The organism is Chryseobacterium sp. 22458 (assembly GCF_052044975.1).
In the GTDB taxonomy this organism is placed as follows: domain Bacteria; phylum Bacteroidota; class Bacteroidia; order Flavobacteriales; family Weeksellaceae; genus Chryseobacterium.
In genome coordinates this window covers 458,860-479,346 of record NZ_JBQEOA010000003.1, presented here as the reverse complement: position 1 = coordinate 479,346, position 20,487 = coordinate 458,860, and the positions used below count along the sequence as shown (strand labels likewise).

At 39.5% G+C, this 20,487-nt stretch carries 14 protein-coding genes; 7 read left to right on the top strand and 7 right to left on the bottom strand.

Annotated elements, in window-relative coordinates; all coding sequences use genetic code 11:
- The first annotated feature begins 42 nt into the window (after positions 1-42).
- The 5 genes from ACTJJF_RS13030 to ACTJJF_RS13010 all read left to right on the top strand — a co-directional run bounded on the left by ACTJJF_RS13030 (position 43) and on the right by ACTJJF_RS13010 (position 9,089).
- On the top strand, positions 43-609 hold the full coding sequence (locus ACTJJF_RS13030; protein ID WP_440699925.1) for an RNA polymerase sigma factor: 567 nt from the start codon (positions 43-45) through the stop codon (positions 607-609).
- Positions 602-2,011, top strand: a complete 1,410-nt coding sequence (locus ACTJJF_RS13025; protein WP_440699924.1) for an outer membrane beta-barrel protein — start codon at positions 602-604, stop codon at positions 2,009-2,011. Before ACTJJF_RS13030 ends, ACTJJF_RS13025 begins: the two co-directional genes overlap by 8 nt.
- 41 nt (positions 2,012-2,052) lie before the next feature.
- Positions 2,053-3,015, top strand: coding sequence for a T9SS type A sorting domain-containing protein (locus ACTJJF_RS13020; RefSeq protein WP_440699923.1), 963 nt, complete (start codon positions 2,053-2,055; stop codon positions 3,013-3,015).
- A 619-nt stretch (positions 3,016-3,634) separates the two neighbouring features.
- Positions 3,635-5,167, top strand: a complete 1,533-nt coding sequence (locus ACTJJF_RS13015; RefSeq protein ID WP_312297307.1) for a YifB family Mg chelatase-like AAA ATPase — start codon at positions 3,635-3,637, stop codon at positions 5,165-5,167.
- 814 nt (positions 5,168-5,981) lie between these two features.
- A complete protein-coding gene (locus ACTJJF_RS13010) occupies positions 5,982-9,089 on the top strand; it encodes an amino acid adenylation domain-containing protein (RefSeq protein WP_440699922.1) in 3,108 nt (1,035 codons plus the stop codon).
- Between the two features lie 95 nt (positions 9,090-9,184).
- On the opposite strand, the gene ACTJJF_RS13005 is transcribed toward ACTJJF_RS13010, so the two are convergent.
- A complete protein-coding gene (locus ACTJJF_RS13005; RefSeq protein ID WP_440699921.1) occupies positions 9,185-10,408 on the bottom strand; it encodes a spondin domain-containing protein in 1,224 nt (407 codons plus the stop codon).
- A 213-nt stretch (positions 10,409-10,621) separates the two neighbouring features.
- Between ACTJJF_RS13005 and ACTJJF_RS13000 the strand changes: the two genes are divergently transcribed.
- Positions 10,622-12,670, top strand: coding sequence for a hypothetical protein (locus ACTJJF_RS13000; protein ID WP_440699920.1), 2,049 nt, complete (start codon positions 10,622-10,624; stop codon positions 12,668-12,670).
- A 61-nt stretch (positions 12,671-12,731) separates the two neighbouring features.
- On the opposite strand, the gene ACTJJF_RS12995 is transcribed toward ACTJJF_RS13000, so the two are convergent.
- Together ACTJJF_RS12995 and ACTJJF_RS12990 are read right to left on the bottom strand one after the other, a co-directional pair.
- Positions 12,732-13,208 carry a YdeI/OmpD-associated family protein gene (locus ACTJJF_RS12995; protein ID WP_440699919.1) on the bottom strand — a complete coding sequence of 159 codons (477 nt, stop codon included), beginning with the start codon at positions 13,206-13,208 and terminating at the stop codon, positions 12,732-12,734.
- Positions 13,209-13,285: 77 nt separating this feature from the next.
- Complete coding sequence (locus ACTJJF_RS12990) at positions 13,286-15,493, bottom strand: S46 family peptidase (protein WP_440699918.1); 2,208 nt, start codon at positions 15,491-15,493, stop codon at positions 13,286-13,288.
- 86 nt (positions 15,494-15,579) lie between these two features.
- On the opposite strand from ACTJJF_RS12990, the gene ACTJJF_RS12985 reads away from it, so the two are divergent.
- The gene (locus tag ACTJJF_RS12985; RefSeq protein ID WP_440699917.1) at positions 15,580-16,014 is read left to right on the top strand and encodes an META domain-containing protein; all 435 of its coding nucleotides are present in this window, start codon (positions 15,580-15,582) and stop codon (positions 16,012-16,014) included.
- Between the two features lie 94 nt (positions 16,015-16,108).
- Here the strand turns inward: ACTJJF_RS12985 and ACTJJF_RS12980 are convergent, their stop codons facing one another.
- From ACTJJF_RS12980 to ACTJJF_RS12965, 4 genes are all read right to left on the bottom strand, one after another.
- Positions 16,109-16,525, bottom strand: coding sequence for a hypothetical protein (locus ACTJJF_RS12980; RefSeq protein ID WP_440699916.1), 417 nt, complete (start codon positions 16,523-16,525; stop codon positions 16,109-16,111).
- Positions 16,526-16,531: 6 nt separating this feature from the next.
- Entirely contained in the window at positions 16,532-19,054 is a 2,523-nt protein-coding gene (locus tag ACTJJF_RS12975) for a beta strand repeat-containing protein (RefSeq protein ID WP_440699915.1), read from the bottom strand.
- 5 nt (positions 19,055-19,059) lie between these two features.
- Positions 19,060-19,536 carry a T9SS type A sorting domain-containing protein gene (locus tag ACTJJF_RS12970; RefSeq protein ID WP_440699914.1) on the bottom strand — a complete coding sequence of 159 codons (477 nt, stop codon included), beginning with the start codon at positions 19,534-19,536 and terminating at the stop codon, positions 19,060-19,062.
- 142 nt (positions 19,537-19,678) lie between these two features.
- Positions 19,679-20,386 carry a LytR/AlgR family response regulator transcription factor gene (locus tag ACTJJF_RS12965; protein WP_440699913.1) on the bottom strand — a complete coding sequence of 236 codons (708 nt, stop codon included), beginning with the start codon at positions 20,384-20,386 and terminating at the stop codon, positions 19,679-19,681.
- Between the last annotated feature and the right edge of the window lie 101 nt (positions 20,387-20,487).

The following is a 20,487-nucleotide window of genomic DNA, read 5'->3' as shown; positions in this document are numbered from 1 at the left end:
CCCATTGTTTTAATACCTGTTGAAACAGCTACGTAGCAGTATATGAGTGAAAATAAAGAACAGATTTTAGCAGAGCGTCTTCTGAAGAAGGAAGAAGCTGCCTGGAAAGAGCTTTTCGGAGCTTATTCCGGAAATCTGGCTTATATCTGCTCCCGCTATATCACGGAAAAAGAAGATGCTCATGATGTCCTTCAGAACAGCTTCATTAAAATGTTCCGTTCGATAGAGACTTTTGAATACAGGGGAAATGGATCTTTAAGAGCCTGGATAACCCGTATCGTGGTGAATGAATCTTTGAAATATATCAGACAGAACAGTGATTTTAAATCAACGGTAGAAGTAGAGGAACTGTCTGATATTCCTGAAGAAGAGGAACCGGATTTTGAGGAAATTCCACGGGATGATATTATGAGCATGATCAGATTGCTTCCGGAAGGCTACAGAACTGTTTTTAATCTGTATGTATTTGAGAAAAAGAGCCATAAAGAAATTGCCGGGCTTTTGGGAATTGCAGAGAACTCTTCTGCATCTCAGTTTCACCGGGCGAAAGCAATGCTTGTTCAGAAAATAAAAGAGTTTAAAACGTCAAAAAAAGCACAATATGAATAATGAGTGGTTAAATAGCCTGCGCAGCAGAATGGAAGACCATGAAGAAGATGTTCCTGACGGATTGTGGGATGACATCAGAGATGAATTGTTCTCTGACGAAGAAGAAAAACAGGCTTTGGTCGGATGGATTTCTGAATCACAGCATGAAGAAGGAGGGAAACAGAAGGCGGGAGGTGCAGATTCCATACAGAGAACGTTGCTGTATCGTATGGCAGGGATTGCGGCCGCTATCGTACTGCTCATTGTAATGATGAAAATTCTGCCCGGAGACAAAGATCATAAAGTGCTTGCTCAAACACATACCGATGTAAAAAATGAAAAAGAAAGAAATTCTGTTCAGAAAGGACTGGAACTTCCTGCCGGGTCAGATGTTGAAGAAAATATCAATATAAGTTCTGATCATTTTTTAGATCAAAATATATTGAATTCAAATATTTCAGAGAAGACTTCAAAGCAGATCAGTTCCGGAAGCGTAGGGAATAATGGAGTAAAGGGCAATGAAAACAGACCGGAAACCGGAAAAACAGAGAATAGATCAGGAATATTTATCCCTGAAAATTCTGAATCTCAAAAAATAGCATCAGGAGAAATAGAAAGGAATACTGCTCGGGAAAAACCTGCTGAAGAAATAGTAATAAAAGAACAGGTAGAAGAATTATACGTTGAGAATACGAAGAATAAAACGGTAAAACCTCATCAGAAAAGATCATGGATGCTCAGTATGCTTACAGGCAATGCATCATCCAACTCTGCAGAGCAGCAGTTTCCAGGATATGCCTCTATCAATGGGCAGCCGATGAATATTGAAGAAGTATGGACTGCCTCTGAATACGAAGATGATCCTCTGACGGAAATATTGCTGGCCAACCAGAGCAAACCGGTAGAAGCACGGATCAGGCATAAGGTTCCGGTCACATTCGGGTTGTCACTTTATTATAACCTGGGAAAAAGATGGGGAATAGGCACCGGGGTAAATTACACTAAGCTGGCCTCTGAGCTCCATTCAGGAAGTGGAAGCAATTACATCAAAGGAGACCAGATTGTTCATTATATAGGAATTCCGGTTCAGGTCAATTATAATGTGATCCGGAAGGGAAGGTTCACAGGCTATGTTACCGGAGGAGCATTGCTGGAGAAACCTGTATCAGGAAGGATTACCACGAACTACATCGTCAATGATGAGGTAAAAGAAACAATAAAGGAAAAGCTTGATCATAAGCCCCTGCAGTTTTCTGTCAATACCGCAGTCGGACTTCAGCTGAAAGTCATTGATAAATTCGGGATTTATGCAGAGCCGGGAATAGGATATCATTTTAAGGGAGACAATGCCCCTAATACCATTTATAAAGAAAAGCCACTCCATTTTAATGTGAAGTTCGGAGTCAGATTGCTGCTTGACTGAATGTAGAGGATGTTTATGAAAATCAACTTAAATGTCTATATATGAAAACAAAACTAATTTTTTTAGCCTTTGTATTATTCAGCTTTCTGAATATAAAGGCACAGTGTAATCCTACCATTACCAGCCCCAGACTTGGTTTGAAGATCCCGGGGAGCATCCTGTTCTGTGAGAGTGAAGATGAAGTACTTTCAACACAGACTTACGGAACTTACCAATGGTATAAGCAGGAATGGACGTGGCAGACACCCAACAACAATCCATGGGTCGCTATTCCGGGAGCTACCTCACAACAGCTGACCATTAACGGCGGGGATCAGTTGTATTATTTTAAAGTAGCCGTTACCCAGGGAGATTGTGTAGCAGAAAGCCCTGCTGTATTTGCAGATGGTTATGCTTATGGTTTACCTGCCATGATGTCTACCTACACTCCCGGAACTTATGAAGAAGTAGATATGGGAGTGGTAAATGTATGTAATGGAGCTTCGGTTCAGTTTGATGATGTATTTCCTGCTGTGTATGGGAAGCATATCTGGTTCAGGTGTGTTCCGGGAAGCAATCCTCCGGCAGCTAATGATCCATGTATTATTCCGGGAGCAAACGGAGATACTTATATTGCTACCCAGACCGGAAAATATGGTTTTTATGCCTGTACGGAATATTGCCCTGAGCAATGCTATATGCTTGATCCGCTTACGTTTGTGCAGCTTAATTTCGGAAACTGGGAATTCTGCAGTAATCTGAGTACGGGAGAAGTAAAAACAAAGGATAACAACCTGAAAGTATATCCAAACCCTACCGCCCAGTTCCTTTATATCGGGAAAGAATCAGACAAAAATTATAAAGAAGTTACCATCATAGATATGACCGGAAAACTTATTCTCAAAAAGAATAATCACAAATACAATCAGGGGATTGATGTAAGTAACCTGGTGCCCGGAAATTATATTATCATCTCTAAAAGTGATGACGGAACTGAGTATAAAAACAGATTTATAAAAAAATAATTAATTAAATAATTGAATTCGGAAATATATTAAAATTTTGATTGTGGGAAAGAAGTACGGTGCCGGGAGAAGAATGTTTCTTGTACTGTAGAAGAAGGTCAGAACACTATTTTTTAATACTTTGTGTAGAGTAAATCATCCTTGTTAAATGTTGGCCTTAATCGGTCCCCTATGAGGAACTCCTTCTTTTCGGCATCTGACTTCTTGATTTAAATTTTATTTCTTTATTCCGGATTCAGACCGTTTAATTTCTTCGTTAGTTTTTAATAATGGTTAGGTCGGTACAAATTGATTTTGTACCGGTTTTTTTATGTGAAATACCATTAGATTTCTTCTGTTTTACAGCCTGATTATACACTGATGATAAAAAGCACAATAAATAAAAATTCCTTTCAGGTTTTTCACGATATTTATCAGAATATATAATGATGAAATTGAACAGATTCTTTTTACCACTGCCAGGCAAGCATCTCGCTTGTAGCTATAAATCCAGAGTATAGATCACAACTCATTTTTCTTAAATTCTTTTTCTTAATCTCCTCTTCCATAGAAAATATTCCGTGTAAGCTTCAGATTTTCAAAATAGTATATTGATTATTTTTACCTGAAAAACACACCTATGCTGATTAAAATTTATGGCAGCGCCATTCACGGAGTTGCAGCACAGACAATAACCATTGAAGTAAACGTAGATACCGGAGTGGGCTACCATTTGGTGGGTCTTCCGGATAATGCCATTAAGGAAAGCAGTTACAGGATTTCTGCTGCCCTGAAAAATGTAGGGTATAAAATCCCCGGCAAGAAAATCACAATTAATATGGCGCCGGCCGATCTCAGAAAAGAAGGTTCTGCCTATGACCTCAGTATTGCTGTAGGGGTTCTGGCCGCATCAGATCAGATTGTAGCTGAAGAAATTCAGAACTATATTATCATGGGAGAGCTTTCGCTGGATGGGAGCCTACAACCGATAAAAGGAGTGCTCCCCATTGCAATTCAGGCCAGGGAAGAAGGTTTTAAAGGAATTATCCTTCCCATTCAGAACGCCAGGGAAGCCGCCATTGTTAATAACCTGGAAGTGTACGGCGTAGAAAATATCAAAGAAGTAATTGATTTTTTTAATGAAGGAAAACCTATCGAAAAAGTGGTTTTGGATACCAGAAAAGAATTCCATGAGAAGATCAATGATTTTCCTTTTGATTTTTCAGAAGTTAAAGGCCAGGAAACGGCTAAAAGAGCCATGGAGGTTGCTGCTGCCGGAGGACATAATATCATTCTGATTGGCCCTCCTGGAAGTGGAAAAACCATGCTGGCTAAACGAGTACCCGGCATTTTGCCTCCGCTTACGTTAAAAGAAGCCCTGGAAACCACAAAAATTCATTCTGTAGCGGGGAGAATAGGAACAGAAACTTCATTAATGACAGTACGTCCTTTCCGTTCACCACATCATACCATTTCAGACGTTGCTTTAGTAGGTGGGGGGAGCTATCCCCAACCAGGAGAAATTTCTCTTGCGCACAACGGTGTGTTATTTCTGGATGAAATGCCGGAGTTTAAACGGACCGTGCTGGAAGTCATGAGGCAACCCCTGGAAGATAGGGAAGTGACTATTTCAAGAGCAAGATTCACTGTCAATTACCCTGCAAGCTTCATGCTGGTTGCTTCAATGAATCCCAGCCCAAGCGGTTTTTTTCCTGATGATCCCAACAACACTTCTTCTGTATATGAAATGCAGAGGTATATGAATAAACTTTCCGGACCGCTTTTGGACAGGATAGACATTCATATTGAAGTACAGAAAGTAGAATTTGAACAGCTTTCTGAAAAAAGGAAAGGAGAAAAAAGTCAAGAGATCAGAGAAAGAGTTCTAAGAGCAAGAGATATTCAGAATGAACGGTATAAAGATCTCACTATCAGCTGCAATGCCCAGATTGGTCCGAAAGAGATCGAAGCCTATTGTGATCTGGATGAAACATCCTTCAACCTCATCAAAATGGCGATGGAAAAACTTAATCTTTCGGCAAGAGCCTATGACAGAATTCTGAAAGTAGCCCGGACGATTGCAGATCTTGAATCATCAGAAAAAATACTTTCCCATCATATTTCTGAAGCTATACAGTACAGAAGCTTGGACCGTGAATTCTGGAATGCCTGAACAGTGCCTATTCCGGGAAATAGTCATTATGATAAAAAAAATTCAGTTCATTATTATGCTCAATATAAAATTGAACCGATTGTCTTGCATCAGTAATAATATTTTCAATGTTGTTGTAATACTTCATATAATTATTTCTGTAGTTGGATAGCAGATCATCAAGGCTTTCATTGCAAAGTCTGCAGGTGCCTGAATACACTGCTTTTTTGTCACAGAAATGACACTTTTGTGATAACTAGGCAACTTTTTCTGAAGCAATTATCGGCTGTAAACCATGTTTCCCGGTTTAATATATATTTTCCAAATAAAGTAATAGTTGAAAGGGTAATGGATTTGCATTTTAACTGTATATTGCTCTTTATCAGTGTGTTTTTAGAATATTAATGATCGTCATGTGGGATGATGTAGTAATTATGTAACACGTACTTCATAATATTATGTTAAGTTTAAAATACCAAATTATTAAAAATATCACCTATGAAAACAAAACCATTGAACACTTCTTGAATTCAGATGAGAAGCTGAAGAATATAAAGATAAAGTCCATCCTTATATTACTGCACGTGATAAATAAAGCTCCTGCTTTGTTTACAGTTCTGTCCTGAAGCAGATCATTTCGACTTTCATTATTTCTGACCGTTTCAACCATCGTGAGCACACATTTATTTATAAACTGTGCGGCTTTTACATTCATATCTGTTTTCTTTTTTGAAGACGGACAGGGATAAGATTGTATTGCTAAAAAAGATTGAAAACGGTTAGGTAAGCGAATAAAACATTGATTACCAAAAACTTTTAACCAAATTATTTTACGATGACAGATAAAATTTCAACATCAGAGGCACATTCAATAGGAGCAACAGTATTATTGTCTTCGGAAGACAGAGAGAAGCTGTTACATGATTTTAATAAAACCGGCTGGGATTATCAGCAAGGAGAAACTCTTGTGAGCCTTTTCCGGAAACAGGCCGCACTTCATCCTGATCATATTGCGGTTGTATATCAGGACCAGAAGTTAAGCTACAGGGAATTGGATCAAAGAAGCAATCAGATTGCCAATGCACTGACAGCAGAAGGCATTAAAGAAGGCATGTATGTTCCTGTATGGCTTAGCCGCTCAGTAGAGTGGGCTGTTGCTGTGCTTGGTATTGTTAAAACCGGAGCAGCTTATGTTCCTGTAGATCCTGCTTATCCTGCAAAACGGGTAGAATACATTCTTTCAGATACTTCTGCTAAAGTGATCATTACAAATAATACTTTTGGAACTTATTTTTCGGAGAAAGAAAACATAAAAGTAATAGATCTTAGCCATCTGGAAAATACGGATCATTTTTCTTCTCAGCCACTGGATATCAAAATTCATCAGGATTCTTTAGCGTACACGATCTATACCTCCGGATCTACAGGAAAGCCGAAAGGAGTAATGGTTACCCACCGTGCTATTCAGCATCTGGTCACATGGCATAATCATTATTTTCATGTTGATCACACCTCGAAATTAAGCCTTGTAGCCGGGCTTGCCTTTGATATTTCCGTATGGGAAACCTGGTCTGCACTTAGTTCTGCGGCCACACTTTTTATTGCAGAAGACGAGGAAAGAACAGATGTTTCTGCTTTGGTAGAGTATTTCAGTAAAAATCATATTACTCACGGTTTTGTACCAACAGTTCTTACCCCTGCTTTTATAGAACACACCAGAAGCTACAAGAATCTGGCCCTTCAATATCTTTTCACCGGCGGAGAAAAGCTGAAGCCGGTACTCACTACAGAACTGGGTTTTGAACTCATCGACTATTACGGTCCTACAGAATGTACAGTATATGCCACGTTCAGAAAAGTGAAAGATATCAATGGGAAATATGTTTCTTCAATAGGGAAACCGATAGCCAATGCAAAAGCTTATATTCTGAATGAGAATATGGAGTTGCTTCCGGTAGGTGCCGTAGGTGAATTGTTTATTGGAGGAGATATTCTGGCTAAGGGATATCTTAACAACGAAGAACTTACAGCTGCAAAATTTATCAGCAATCCTTTCAGGGAAAATGAAAAAATATACCGTACCGGCGATCTTGCCAAATGGCTCCCGGATGGTGATATTGAATTTTTAGGAAGAATAGATAGTCAGGTGAAAATCAGAGGATTCAGAGTGGAGTTGGGAGAAGTAGAACGTACCTTAAGCCGGCAGGAAAATATACAGGAAGCAATTGTAATCACAAAAGATACCCTGTCAAACAATAAATATCTTGTGGCCTTTATCGTGTCAAAACCCAATGCAGAAGAAGATATAACATTAGTAAGAAATCTGCTGAAAGAAGAGTTGCCGGGCTATATGATCCCTGCACAGATTATTTTTATAGATAAAATACCCCTTACGGCCAATGGAAAAACTGATGTCAACTCCCTAAAAGAGCTTGCAGATAAAGAGGCTAAAGAGCTGATTTCCTTCGAGCCGCCAACCAATGAAACAGAAAGAATCATTGCAGATATCTGGTCTTCCGAGCTGGAACGGCCTGTGATCAACATTACGGATAATTTCTTTGATATTGGAGGGAATTCCCTGTTGGTAGCTGTTGTAGCAGTAGCATTACAGAAAAGATTAGGAATCAAAGTCTACTTAAGAGATATTTATCAGTACCCGGAATTACGACAGCTTTCAGAAATTTTGATCCATAGATCTAAGGAGGAAAGAGAAGCAGCTCCTATAGAAGATGTGGAGCCTTATGTGGAGCTGCAGAAAGATGTTTATCTGGCACCGGGAACCGTATTTGCCGGCGGTTTTGATCCTGTACAGATGGAAAATCCGTCTGCCATCTTCCTTACCGGAGTGACCGGATTTGTAGGAATTCATCTTCTTCAGGAACTTCTGGATACTACAAATGCCGATATTTATTGTCTGGTAAGAGCTCAGGATGAATTTCAGGCCATGGAAAAAATTGACCGCTGCTATAAACAATATCATATTGCTCAGAATGAAGAACAGAAAAAAAGAATTATCCCTGTAATCGGTGATCTGGCATTATCATCATTAGGTCTGTCAGAAGATACATTCAAAATGCTGGCACAGAAGGTTGATCTGATCTATCATTCGGGGAGCTCCGTTAATTTTATTGAACCCTATTCCTACATGAAAGCACCCAATGTAGAGGGATTAAGAGAGATTATAAAGCTGGCCGGGGCAGAAAGAACCAAAGGTCTGGCATTGCTTTCAACAATATCGGTATACAGCTGGGGGCATATTTTCACAGGGAAGACTGTGATGCTGGAATCTGATGATATAGAGCAAAATCTGATGTCTGTAAGTAAAGATATAGGCTATGTAAGAAGTAAATGGGTGATGGAAGCTGTTGCTGATCTTGCCGCAAAAGAAGGGTTGCCATTGATCACCTATCGCCTTGGATATGCTATGTGCCACAGTGAAACAGGGGCCAGCGCTCCATATCAATGGTGGTCAGGATTGGTGAAAAATTGTGTGGAATTTAAGTCATATCCGGCACTTACAGAACTGAGGGAAGGCCTTATCACAGTAGATTATATGACTAAAGCCATGGCTCATATCACTAAAAATAAAGATGCATTAGGGAAGAAATTCAATCTGATTGCCAGTCCGGAAACGAATCTTACGCTGGAAGACTTTTTTGGTCTTATGAAAAAATATTATCCATTTACCCTGGAAGGACTTCCGTATAAAGAATGGAGGAAGCAATGGGAAGATGACAGTAAAAACCGTCTGTACCCACTTACAAGTCTTTTCAAAGATAATATGCATGAAGGTTTATCTACCGTAGAGCTTTATCAGAATACGTATATCTGGGACTGTTCCAATGTCATCAGGTTTCTGGAGGGTTCGGGGATCAAGGAACCGGTATTTGATAAAAAAATACTGGATTCATATCTGAATTACCTCGGTATCCCGGTTTCGTAACGATTTTAAAAGTTCCGGGCAGCAAAGCTGCCCGGAACTTTTTAATAAAATCAGCCCATCAGTAAAAAAACTGACTATATTGATTTCTGCAAACTTTAATTTACCGTTACTTTTATGACATTCTGCACAGCCGGAACAGGGTATTGGTTTCCTACCTTCGAAATAGGCATATTTTCACTTTGCGGGGTTCCACCAAATAAGGCCTGACGGTTCCCTGCTCCCGGATACTGGTCTACCCCTGTACCGGAATCAAACAAGGACGTTTTTGAGGTAAGATCTCCTTTTACATTAGCATCGATACTTTGATCATTAGCATAAAACCAGTCATTAGAAAAACCAAACATCGTTGCATAGGCAATTTTATCCCCCGGCTCGGCTTTGAAATTTGCCATAATCTTATTTCCCGGTGTCACTGGTGCGCTGCCTGCTACATATACACCTTTTACATTAGGTAAAGATTTCAGGCTGTTCTGAAGCTTCGCCACATTTCCAGATTGGGCAATTTCTTTTAACCCCATTCCTGTATCTGCTTTTCCAAGCTCGTATACCGGATTTTTATCTCCACGATAAACGACCACTAACGCAGGAGAAAGTCCTGTCATAATTCCTGTATTGGCTATAAGTTTCATTTTCATCTTCGTAATATCTCCTCCTTGGGCAATATCTGTGATCTCCGGATTGGATAGGGCATTAGGCGTGAAGAATGGAGCGCTGTTCAGCAGTTGGGAACCATTGTAATTGGAAACCGCCCATACGCCTGGCGAGAACGGAGTTTCATTGGCTGTTCCGCCGGATGTATTGGTGATGGTTAAAGTAAATTCCGACGCTACATCATTGTAAGCCAGATTGAGTTTCATCAGCTGTGAGGCATTCACATTGGGAACCTGCATGATAGGCTTGCTTTCAGCTTGTCCTGTCATATTATCTTTGGTTCCGTTATCCCATAATAATACGCCTGAAGATACATCTCCTGTGATTGCATTTCCATTGGAATCAAACAGTTTGATGCCTGGCTGCTGGGAAGCAAAGAACCAGTCTTTAGAAAGCCCGTACATGGTGGCAAACATCAGAGCCTGTGTTTTTCCCGCACTGAATTTTATGGATACAGACTGTCCTGGCATGATTACCGGAGGATTTCCCACTCCCTGAAAGCTACCGCTTTGCACAAAATCTTTAGGAGCAACGACATTTTCAAACGTGATCATCCTCTGATAAGAATTATCCATCATGTTGTTGTCTGAATCGCTGCATGAAAAAAGAGTTAATGCAGTTGTAACAGCTGCTGCAAATACTGTGGTTTTAAAAAAAATCTTTTTCATAATGTTAATTTTTTATAGTTATAACTTGTAATTAAAACTATAGTCGAAGACTTCCTGAAATCCTGACGGAAAAGATTTGTTTTTTTTGCATCAGGGTAAATAATACGTCAAGTTTTGGCGCTCTGGATGATGATATTTGCATCAGGACAAAACAAAGTATGACCATATTGATTCTTGTCTTAAGACCATTTTATCAACCAAAAAAATATTTTTATGAGTTTTCCATGTATTGTAAAGAATACGATGGCCGAAATGAAAAATCTGTCGGCTTCAGAAGTAACAGACCTTCAAAACGGTGTTTATAAAGGAGTTTATCTTTTAGGATATTACGAAAAAAGAGATACGCCTACTCCTATTATTTATCATTTGTCTACTACATTGAGTACAGATGATGCCGGGAGTGTTGTTGAAACCGGAGGAATTAAACTGGAACATAATTTTGCCCATGATTTGGACGTCAGATACTTTGGAGTAAAAGGGAATGGATCGTATGATGATACCCAATTTATTTTGTCTTATTTTAATTATGTTAATGTCAATAATCTATTTTGGACCATTCCCGGAAAGTGTAAAGTTGTTGTAAAAAAACCTTTTGAAATTAAAACAAGTGGGAAATGTGAAGGGAAGTTTATTCTGACAAATGAAAATAGTGATGTATCTATTACAATTGCTCGAAGCCATACCGGTGAATTTGTGGATATAAGTACTTGGGATACGAATAAAATGATACGGGGCAGCCTGGATGTTGGTTTTACCAATCAGGGAGTTGTCAACCTGTATTTTGATTCTTCTGAGATTTTAATTGACCGTGATGGTACTTCTACCGAAAAAAATTATAAAAAGAGAGAGTTTATTCGATGTATTGATGGTAAATTGAGTACACCTTTAGTCTGCTCTTATAACCAGGATCCCAATAATCCAGGTGTACTAAATGTTAAGAAATTTACCCTTGAAGAGCATATTTCTATAGATCATCTAAATATTGAAGTAGCGGAGAATTTAAATACAGATGCATATTTACTCATAAGCCGAGATAATGTTACTCTTAATAATCCACGAATTCTCAATACAACTAATAATTATAGCGCAGGGGCTGTAGCGCTGGAAGTAAATACCTGTGCTGATGTTATCATCAATAATCCTTTTATCCAAGGGTTTAAAAAAGATGGCGTAGGTTATGGTATTGCCAACTATTATTCGATAGGCCTTGTTATTAATGACGGAAATGTAATGCAATGCAGGCACGGGTATACAGGAAGAAACAGTGTGGATGTTACCATCAACCGGGGCGTTTGGGAAGAAGGAATAGATGATCACTGGACAGACAGATTTACAGCCAATAATACTATTGTAAAAACAGATAAGGGGCTTGCGGCATTTCAGTTTGCGGGAAATGACATTACTTTAAACTCTCCGGTGGTAAATGGGAATGCCCGTATTTTTATGGGAATAAGATTGGATACTCCTAGTTTAGGGGGAGTTGTAAATATAAATAATCCCGTTTTCAACACTCACTCTTTTGATGCAGGGCCTGGTAAAAGAGATATTTATATGTTCTCATATACCAGCCCGGGAGGGAATGTTGGAGAGCCAATGTTGCCTAAGTATTTTGTTACACCCACTTTACCGGAAAGTCTCAATATTATCAATCCAATTATTAATACTGATGCAGATGTTGTTCATGGCTTTTTTTCAGGAGTTTTGAACAGGGAGTATATTAATCTTAAGAATCTGAAAATTACTGATACAATTCTAAATGCAAAATCTACAACTGATTATGTAACAGCATTGATTATTAAGGATAATATTAAACAACTGAAATATGATACGAATATAGAAATCAGAGGCAGGCTGACTACCAATGCACTTCATACAACAAGTGTGTATATAAATTCTATAGATCATACTGTTTATAGCCGCCGGGTCAATTTATATTTAACAGATTGTTTTGGATATGGTAGAGTTGTATTTAGTGGAGCGAATCTGGGAACACTTATTATGAATGGGGGAGATATCAATCATTTTAATACCGACAATGCAGATGCTTCATTTTCTACCAGCAATATTCAGTTTAAAAATGTTGAGTGGAAGGGAGGAACGATTGATCATCTTACCCATGCATTATTTCAAAATTGTGTTTTTACGGGAGATTATGTATTTCCTTCTGCAGACAATGTATCTTTCGCCAATAATATAAAATATGCAAATGTTTTAGGGTTACCGGCAAATATTGTAAGTCATCTAAGACCTCCGTTTGCATAACATACATTTAACAGCAATTTAAATGATATAAAGACTGCCCGGAATTTTTCGGGTAGCTTTTTTATATTCCTTTTTTTCCTTCCAGAATCATCTGAATCATTTTAATCTTTCTGTTTTCTCTTGTTTCCGGTTTTTTCGCTTCCTCAATCCAGCGGATATACTCCTTTTTGTGGGTGTAGCTCATTTTGTCGAACATTATCTTAGCTTCGGGATTTTCATTAAAAACAGTAGTAATATCGTCTGCAATATCAACTGCTCTCTCTTCTTTATCTTCCATAAGAGAAACGAAAACCTCATCACCAAAGGTTTTCCCAAGCTGCTTTCTGATCTCCTGGGTTAATCCCAATATATGGCAGTCAGATTTCATTTTAGCCAGGCTTCCACGGTATTCAACCGTACCGTCAAATATGGCTTTGATTTTCACCTGTCCTTTTTTGTTGAATAGCTCTTCCGTTGAAAAAGGAAATTCTACAAATGCAGCATTCATAGTTCCGTTTTGCTTAATGACGGCTTTGAATTCTATGGGTTGAGGGTTCATTATAAAAAATTTAATATTTCAAAAATAAAAAAACCGTGAAAGTAAATTCACGGTTTTCAAAAATATATCAGATGAGATTATTTTTTCTTTGTTTTCTTAGGTGTTGTTGTGGTACCTGAGTTTTTAGTTTTTGTATCAGCCGGAGTATTTTCATCTCTTACAAGCTTCAATTCATCTATTAACCTTCTTGCACCCGCATATTTGTCGATGGTCCAAAGAACGAAACGAACGTCTACGTTGATTGTTTTCTGCCATTCAGGTTCGAATACGATATCACCGCTTAAAGCTTCGCTGTTTCCGTCAAAAGCAATACCGATCAGGTTTCCGTCACCGTCAATTACCGGAGAACCGGAGTTACCTCCTGTAATATCATTGTCTGAAAGGAAGTTTACAGGCATGTATCCTTTAGCATCAGCATACTGTCCGAAATCCTTAAGGTTGTAAAGATCGATCACCCTTTGTGGAAGATCAAATTCCTCATCACCTTTCTTGTATTTTCCAACAAGACCTGTCATGTCTGTATAATAGTTATCTGTAACCCCGAAGTAGTTTCTGTCACTTCTGATAGGAAGCTTATCTACAGTACCGTAAGTTAATCTCATGGTAGAGTTTGCATCCGGGTAGAACTTCTTCTCAGGCATAGCTTTCATAAGTCCGGCTAAGAATAAACGGCTGTTTTTTGCAAAATTATCATCTATTTTTACATATCTCTCAGTGCTCATTTTCTGATCAGCAACAATTCCGTTAGCCGCTTTCCAAAGTGGATCAGCATCAAGCTTTAATGCATCCGGATTCAATAAGAAGTTCGTTGCAGAAGTTTTGTTGGCAAAAATAGAAGAGTAAGCAAGGTTGGATACTGTTTTAGCATCTAATCCTAAGATGGTAGCAGAAGCAACCTCCGGGTTTTTCACTCTCGCCTGGTAAAGACTTGTCATTGCTGCAAGCATTTCTCCTTCTAAAGCCGGGCTGAAGTTTTCATAAGTTTCTTTGATTGCAGCTTCAGTTTTAGCCTTCATAGCCAATCTTCCCTGCATATCCTGAGCTGCATACGCTTTAAGAACAGAACCTACTTTTTGAGCAAGAGAAATATATTTTGCATTTCTTAAGAATTGAGTAGCATAATTTCTTTCAACATTTCTGTCAGAAGTTTGCTTATAATAAATGCTGATATCATCTAATACACCGTCGTATTCAGTGTTTCCCGGCATTACTGCCCAAGATTTGAATTTGTCCTCAATTGTTTTCTTATCGGTGATTGTTCCGTTTTTCTCTACCGCATCAATGGTTCCCTGTCTGTTTTTCCAGTAGTTAGCTACAGATGCATATTGAGAAGCATAGTTAAGCTGAGTAGCTTTATCCTTATCCATATACTTCTTCATCACATCCATTGCGGTTTTGGAAGCTTCAACCCAAGCCGGATAATCTTTACCTACCATCTGCTCAATTCCGTAAGAAGTAAGGTAACGGTTTGTTCTTCCAGGATACCCTAAGATCATTGAGAAATCACCAGGCTTAATTCCTTTAAGAGAAACCGGAAGGAAGTGCTTAGGTTTCATAGGAACATTGCTTGGAGAATATTCCGCAGGGTTACCTGCAGCATCTGCATATACTCTGAAAACTGTAAAGTCTGCAGTGTGTCTTGGCCACTCCCAGTTATCAGTATCACCACCGAATTTTCCTAATGAAGAAGGTGGAGCTCCTACCAATCTTACATCCTTATAATCCTGGTATACAAAATAGTAGAATTCGTTTCCGTTGAAGAAATCTTTTACCACTACAGTATACTTCCCGTTTTCAGAGTTTTCTGTCTGGATTGCTTTTGTTTCAGCATCTATAACAGCTTTTCTCTCTGCTCCGGTCATATTGTTGTTAAGTTTGGAGGTGATTCTTTGGGTAGCATCATCCATTCTCACTAAAAATCTTACATAAAGATCTTTTGCATTGAACTCGTCTTTCTGTTTCATTGCCCAGAAACCGTTCTTCAGATAATCTTTTTCAGGAGTAGAAGCAGCAGCTACAGCTCCATAACCACAGTGGTGGTTTGTGAATAAAAGTCCTTTATCAGAAACAATCTCACCCGTACAGAAACCACCGAAACTTACGATAGCATCTTTCATACTCGAATTGTTCACTGAATAAATTTCTTCAGGCGTCAGATGCAGACCCTCTTTTTGCATATCAACACCGTTAAGTCGTTTGATGAGCATAAGCAGCCACATCCCCTCATCCGCCCTCATCTGGGCAAAGCCCAACAAGAAAGTGAATAGTAGAAATAGTCTTTTCATTTTATAAAATAATTTTTGTGTCGCTAATTTACTAATTTTTACGAGATTCTGTCCCGGATTGGTATGAAAATGGGATGATAATCCGCATGAAAAAAATACTATTATCCCTTTTTGCGGTTTTATTTGTTGGACTTGTTGTAAATTGTTCTTCAGTGTCGGCTCAGAATCCTTATCTGCAAAGGCAATGGATGCTGGTCTCATTCGAAGGCTTTACCAAAAATCAGCTGATTGCTGATAAAGCAGAAATTAATCTCACGTCTAAAATGGAAAATGGTAAAATTCAGGGAAGTGCATACCTGGGCTGTAATCAGATGTCTTTTACTTCCGAATTTAAAAAAGGGGGAAAAGTGAAGATTTCAAAAGGAGTAAGTACAGCGAAAGCCTGCCAGGATATGAGTTTGGAAACTGCCTTTCAGAAAAAAATCGAAACGATGACAAAATATTCTGTAGAGGGCCATTTCCTTACACTATCTGATGAAAATGGAAATTCTATGAAGTTTGTGGCTGCAGATTGGGATTAATCAGAGCATCCGTTTTATAATAACAAAAGTCCGCTTGTGCAGCGGACTTCTTTTGTTTGAAAAATCTAGATTGGTTATTAGCTTTTAAAGGTTATCAGTTTTTAGGAATTGTCTTTTTTATTTCTTCCAGCGTTGCAGTATTGGGCAACCCCGTAACATGAGTATTTGTGTTCTTAGAATTAGCCGTGCTTCGGGATGCCTGTCTGTTGGGAATTGTTCTTTTTATTTCTTCCAGTGTTGCTGTGTTGGGAAGTAGCTTTCCGGAATTCTCATTAGCCGCTTTAGATTTTTGTTCCTGTTTTTTTACTTCCAGTCCTTTATCAGAAGGGAATCCTGTGTTTGTGGTTTGTTTGTCTGCATTTTCTTTAGCTTCCTGCATAAGCTTTGTTTCATGTTCTTTTAGTTGCTTTACCACCTGTGCCTGATCTTCTATGGGAGCAGCCTGTTTATTTTCCTGAGCATAGATAATCGTGCTCAAAAATAATAACGGAATGATGTGTATTGTTTTCATGACGGTTTATTTTATGTTGACAAGTACTTGAATTTTTCCAATCTCTTTTTGAGCATAGTCTTGAAGGGCTTTTCCGATGACTTGTCCTATTTTTACTTTCTTAAGGTTGGCTTTCATGGCAACTCCGGATTTAGAAGAAGTTACCAGGAGATCACCTCTTTTTATTTTCCCGTTTTCAAGGCATACTTTAGTTGGAATGACGCCAATCACACCCATTGGAACTTTACCCGAAAGATCAGTATCAATATGTTCTTCGGTGAGAAGTACACCGGGTTTGGTGGCATACACTCCTGCAACAAGATTCGAATAAGGTTTTGAAGATTTTTCTACCGTTCTGTCAGAATGGGTTGAGATCACAAGGATATCACCGGTTTCATATTCGGACACGGTTCCTTCCACATCAAATACTTCAGCAACGTCTGCACCACCGGTTTGGGTACCACCGTTAAAAAATCCACGTCCGGCAGAATTGATTCTGGCAACATTCACTGTTCCCGGATTTCCGGATTTAAATAAAGCGATAGATCCGTTGCTATGGGTTTCTACGGTAAGAGCAGGGTTGGTATTGCCCGTATTGTAATTTACAAATCTTGCGGCACGTCCTTCTCCGAAATTAGGAACCCAGCCATAGATAGCACTTCCTGTTCCGTCTGCAGTGGCTTCTACACCGTCACCTGTGTTTGATGCATTAGCTGTTATGCCGTTACCGTTTCCATCTGCAATGGCAATCAGTGCCGGTCCATTTCCGGCAGGATTACTTGCGTGAAATAACCCGGCAAACCCTCCGGTTCCTGAAGATATTCCATAGATACCCGCAGTTCCGAAATTGGCAAACTGTGAATTGACTTCTCCTCTTACTGCAGGAGAAGTTCCGGTTACCCGGTCAACTTTGAAGTTGCCTGCAATACCATTTCCTACTGTAGTTACTGTTATGACATCGCTGGTATTATTTTCATTGAAAATATTGAACCGTCCTGCACGTCCTGTTGCAAAGGAAGGTACCCAGGCATAGAGAGCATTTCCTGCACCGTCGATATTGGTTTCTACACCATTTCCATCTTTGCTGGCATTGGCTGTAATGGCATTTCCGTTTCCGTCATTGATGGATACCAGAGATGCGCCGTTTCCGGAAGGATTGGAAGCGTGGAATAATCCGGCGAACCCTCCGGTTCCTGAAGATATTCCAAAAATAGCGGCTGCCCCGAAGTTTCCAAATATCGTTTTTACCTCACCTCTTACTGCTGCTGCAACACTATTGGTATTGTCCACGAGAAAAGATCCCGCATTACCTTGTGTATTATCTGGAATATTTCCGTTGCTATTGGTTTCTGCTTCAAAAGTATTTCCTGTAGTATTGGTCTGATTAAAATTTTCAAACCTACCTGCACGTCCCGTGCTGTTGTTGAGACCCACCTGACCATAGACTCCTATACCGGTTCCGGAGGTATTGGTTGCTACAAAACCTCTTACGCCATATCCGCCCCCATCATTACGTCCTACAACCGCTCCGGCAATATCACTGGTAGTTCTCCCTACTATCGCTTCACCTCCGCCATTGTTATCACCTACAACTCCTGCGGAAGTCTGGGCAGTGGTAATCCCGTGAACTCCAAATCCACTTCCTGTAGAACTTCTCACCCCGGCTCCATTCCCTGAAGTGGTAACGTTTACAACGGTACCGTTTCCTACGCTGGAAGCACTAAGAGCTGTATTGTTGTTCGCATTGTTGAAAATAGAAATACTTGCAGGAATTCCGTTATTGCTGGTCGCTGTGAGACCGGTTCCGGTGTTGCTATTGGCATAAACTCCTATTCCGTTAGCTGTGGCATTTCCGTATACCCCAAGACCATTAGGAGTAGTACCATATACCCCCCAGCCGCTTCCTGCCTGGCTTCCATATATTCCTACACCAAGACCTCCGGTTCCATTGTTGATCCCCCGGACTGCTGAAGAGAAACCTCCGGGAGAAGCACTGGTTACAATACCTCTTACCGCAGCAATATTGGATGTGGTTGTGTTATTGTTTCCTTCTAAAGAAGTTCCGTCGCCATCATTGGTTAATGAAAATAAAGTGGAAGCATTATTTACCGTGTTGATATAGGGAATATTGAATGTACCGCCACTGTTTCCGGCAGATTTAGCATACATGGCATAAGGAACACTCAGCAGCTGGCTGGTTCCTGTGATTGTATAGTTTGTGCCCCCTGCCGGGTCTGTTTCTGTTTTTAAATAATAGCTTCCTACAGGCCAGTTGATAGAAGCAAATGTTCCGGTAAGAACGGTTCCTGTTCCTATTTCCAGGCTGATAAGCCCGTTTGCATTGGTATTGCCTGTAAGTCTTTCGGCATAAATTTCTGCACCGGCGGGAGACCCCTGCAGGACGCTCACTCGTACCGCAATACTCTGATTGCCTAATAATTGTCCCGAACCGTTTCTGATGACGGCCTGATAGCTCATTTTTTCAGGTGCCTGTGAGAATCCCATAAAGAGACCGGACAGTACCCCGAACAAAAATAATATTTTTTTCATGGCAGTTATTTTTTTATGATTTTGAAAGTTTTGATGTTTTCACCTTTCTGATTAATTCTGATGATGTACATCGTAGAAGGCAGAGCAGAAAAATTAAGCTCGGATTTTGATTCCCGGATAATATCTTTTCTGATCAGTTTACCCTGGGCATCGAAAAGCTGGTATTCTGAACCCTTGTAATCATGGGTAGTAAAATCGATATACAGAAAATCTTTGAAAGGATTGGGATAAAGCAGGATATCCTTTTGTTCGGATAAAACTTCCTGGGTTGCAAGTGTAGTAATTTCATAGCCTTGTTGCACCCCTTCCATAACCTGAACGGGGGTACCTTTGTTAAGGTAAGCGGTCTGACCTATGCTGTAAGAGACCGAACCATTGCCCGCCGATGCATCCATGCCGCTTGCCAGAATAGCAGATTGGGCGTGAAAGATGACGATCGGAAATAGGAACAAGGGAAGACAGTAAATAAATTTTTTTTTCATGAATAACAGTTTTGTGGTTAATAAATAAGGGGAAATTTGGGAGTACTAAATTACCATCTATCCGGATCAGATAATATGAAAATAGACCAACGGCAGAAATAATCGACCAATGGCATTTTATGGATTATTGCGGGCTGTTTTTTTAAGGCTCGAAGAATGACAGATTATTCTTGTACGTTCGGCCAATAGGAAGTTTGATCTGATGGGTCAGTTCTATTTCATGGCAGTTTTTACCCCGGATGAGGTGGCGGGGAACAGCATAGCTCCGGTGTATTCTGATAAAAGAGTCAAAAAATTTCTTTTGCAGAAGATTACCCAGTGAATTGAGAATGCAGTGGTTTTTTTCAAGGGTGATGATCCGGGTATAGTCCTTTAAAGCTTCCAGATACAGGATGTCTTTCATTTTGATCTGGGAAATATGGCCACCCTCTTTTATCGTAATGCAGTGGTCTCCTATCAGGGTATCGTAGCATTCACATTTTTCTTTTACTTCAAAAAAATTGAAAAGCTTTTGCATAGAAAAATGAAAACGTTCCGAGGTCAATGGCTTGGTGATAAAGTCTAAGGCGTTGACTTCAAAAACTCCGGCAGCTAATTCCGGATGTGAACTGACAAAAATACAGGCAGGAATCTTGTGGGCAAGTTTTCGGAATTCAAGTCCGCTCATCCCTTTTAAATTGGTTTCGGTGATGAGAAAATCTACAGGAAGATCAAGGTAAGGAACTGCTTTTTCTGCCGAATCGAAAGATCCTGCAAGCTCTATGTTTTCATATTGTTTTATATAATGCTGAAGAACCAGCCTGTCCAGTTCATCATCATCAATAATCATACATCTAATATGTGAAATCATGATCTTCTGGAGTTATTTTTTTAAATACTTAAAAAACAGAAAATTATTACATAAAGTTATTGATTTTTTATAAAACATAACAAGGCTACATTTAGATTTAT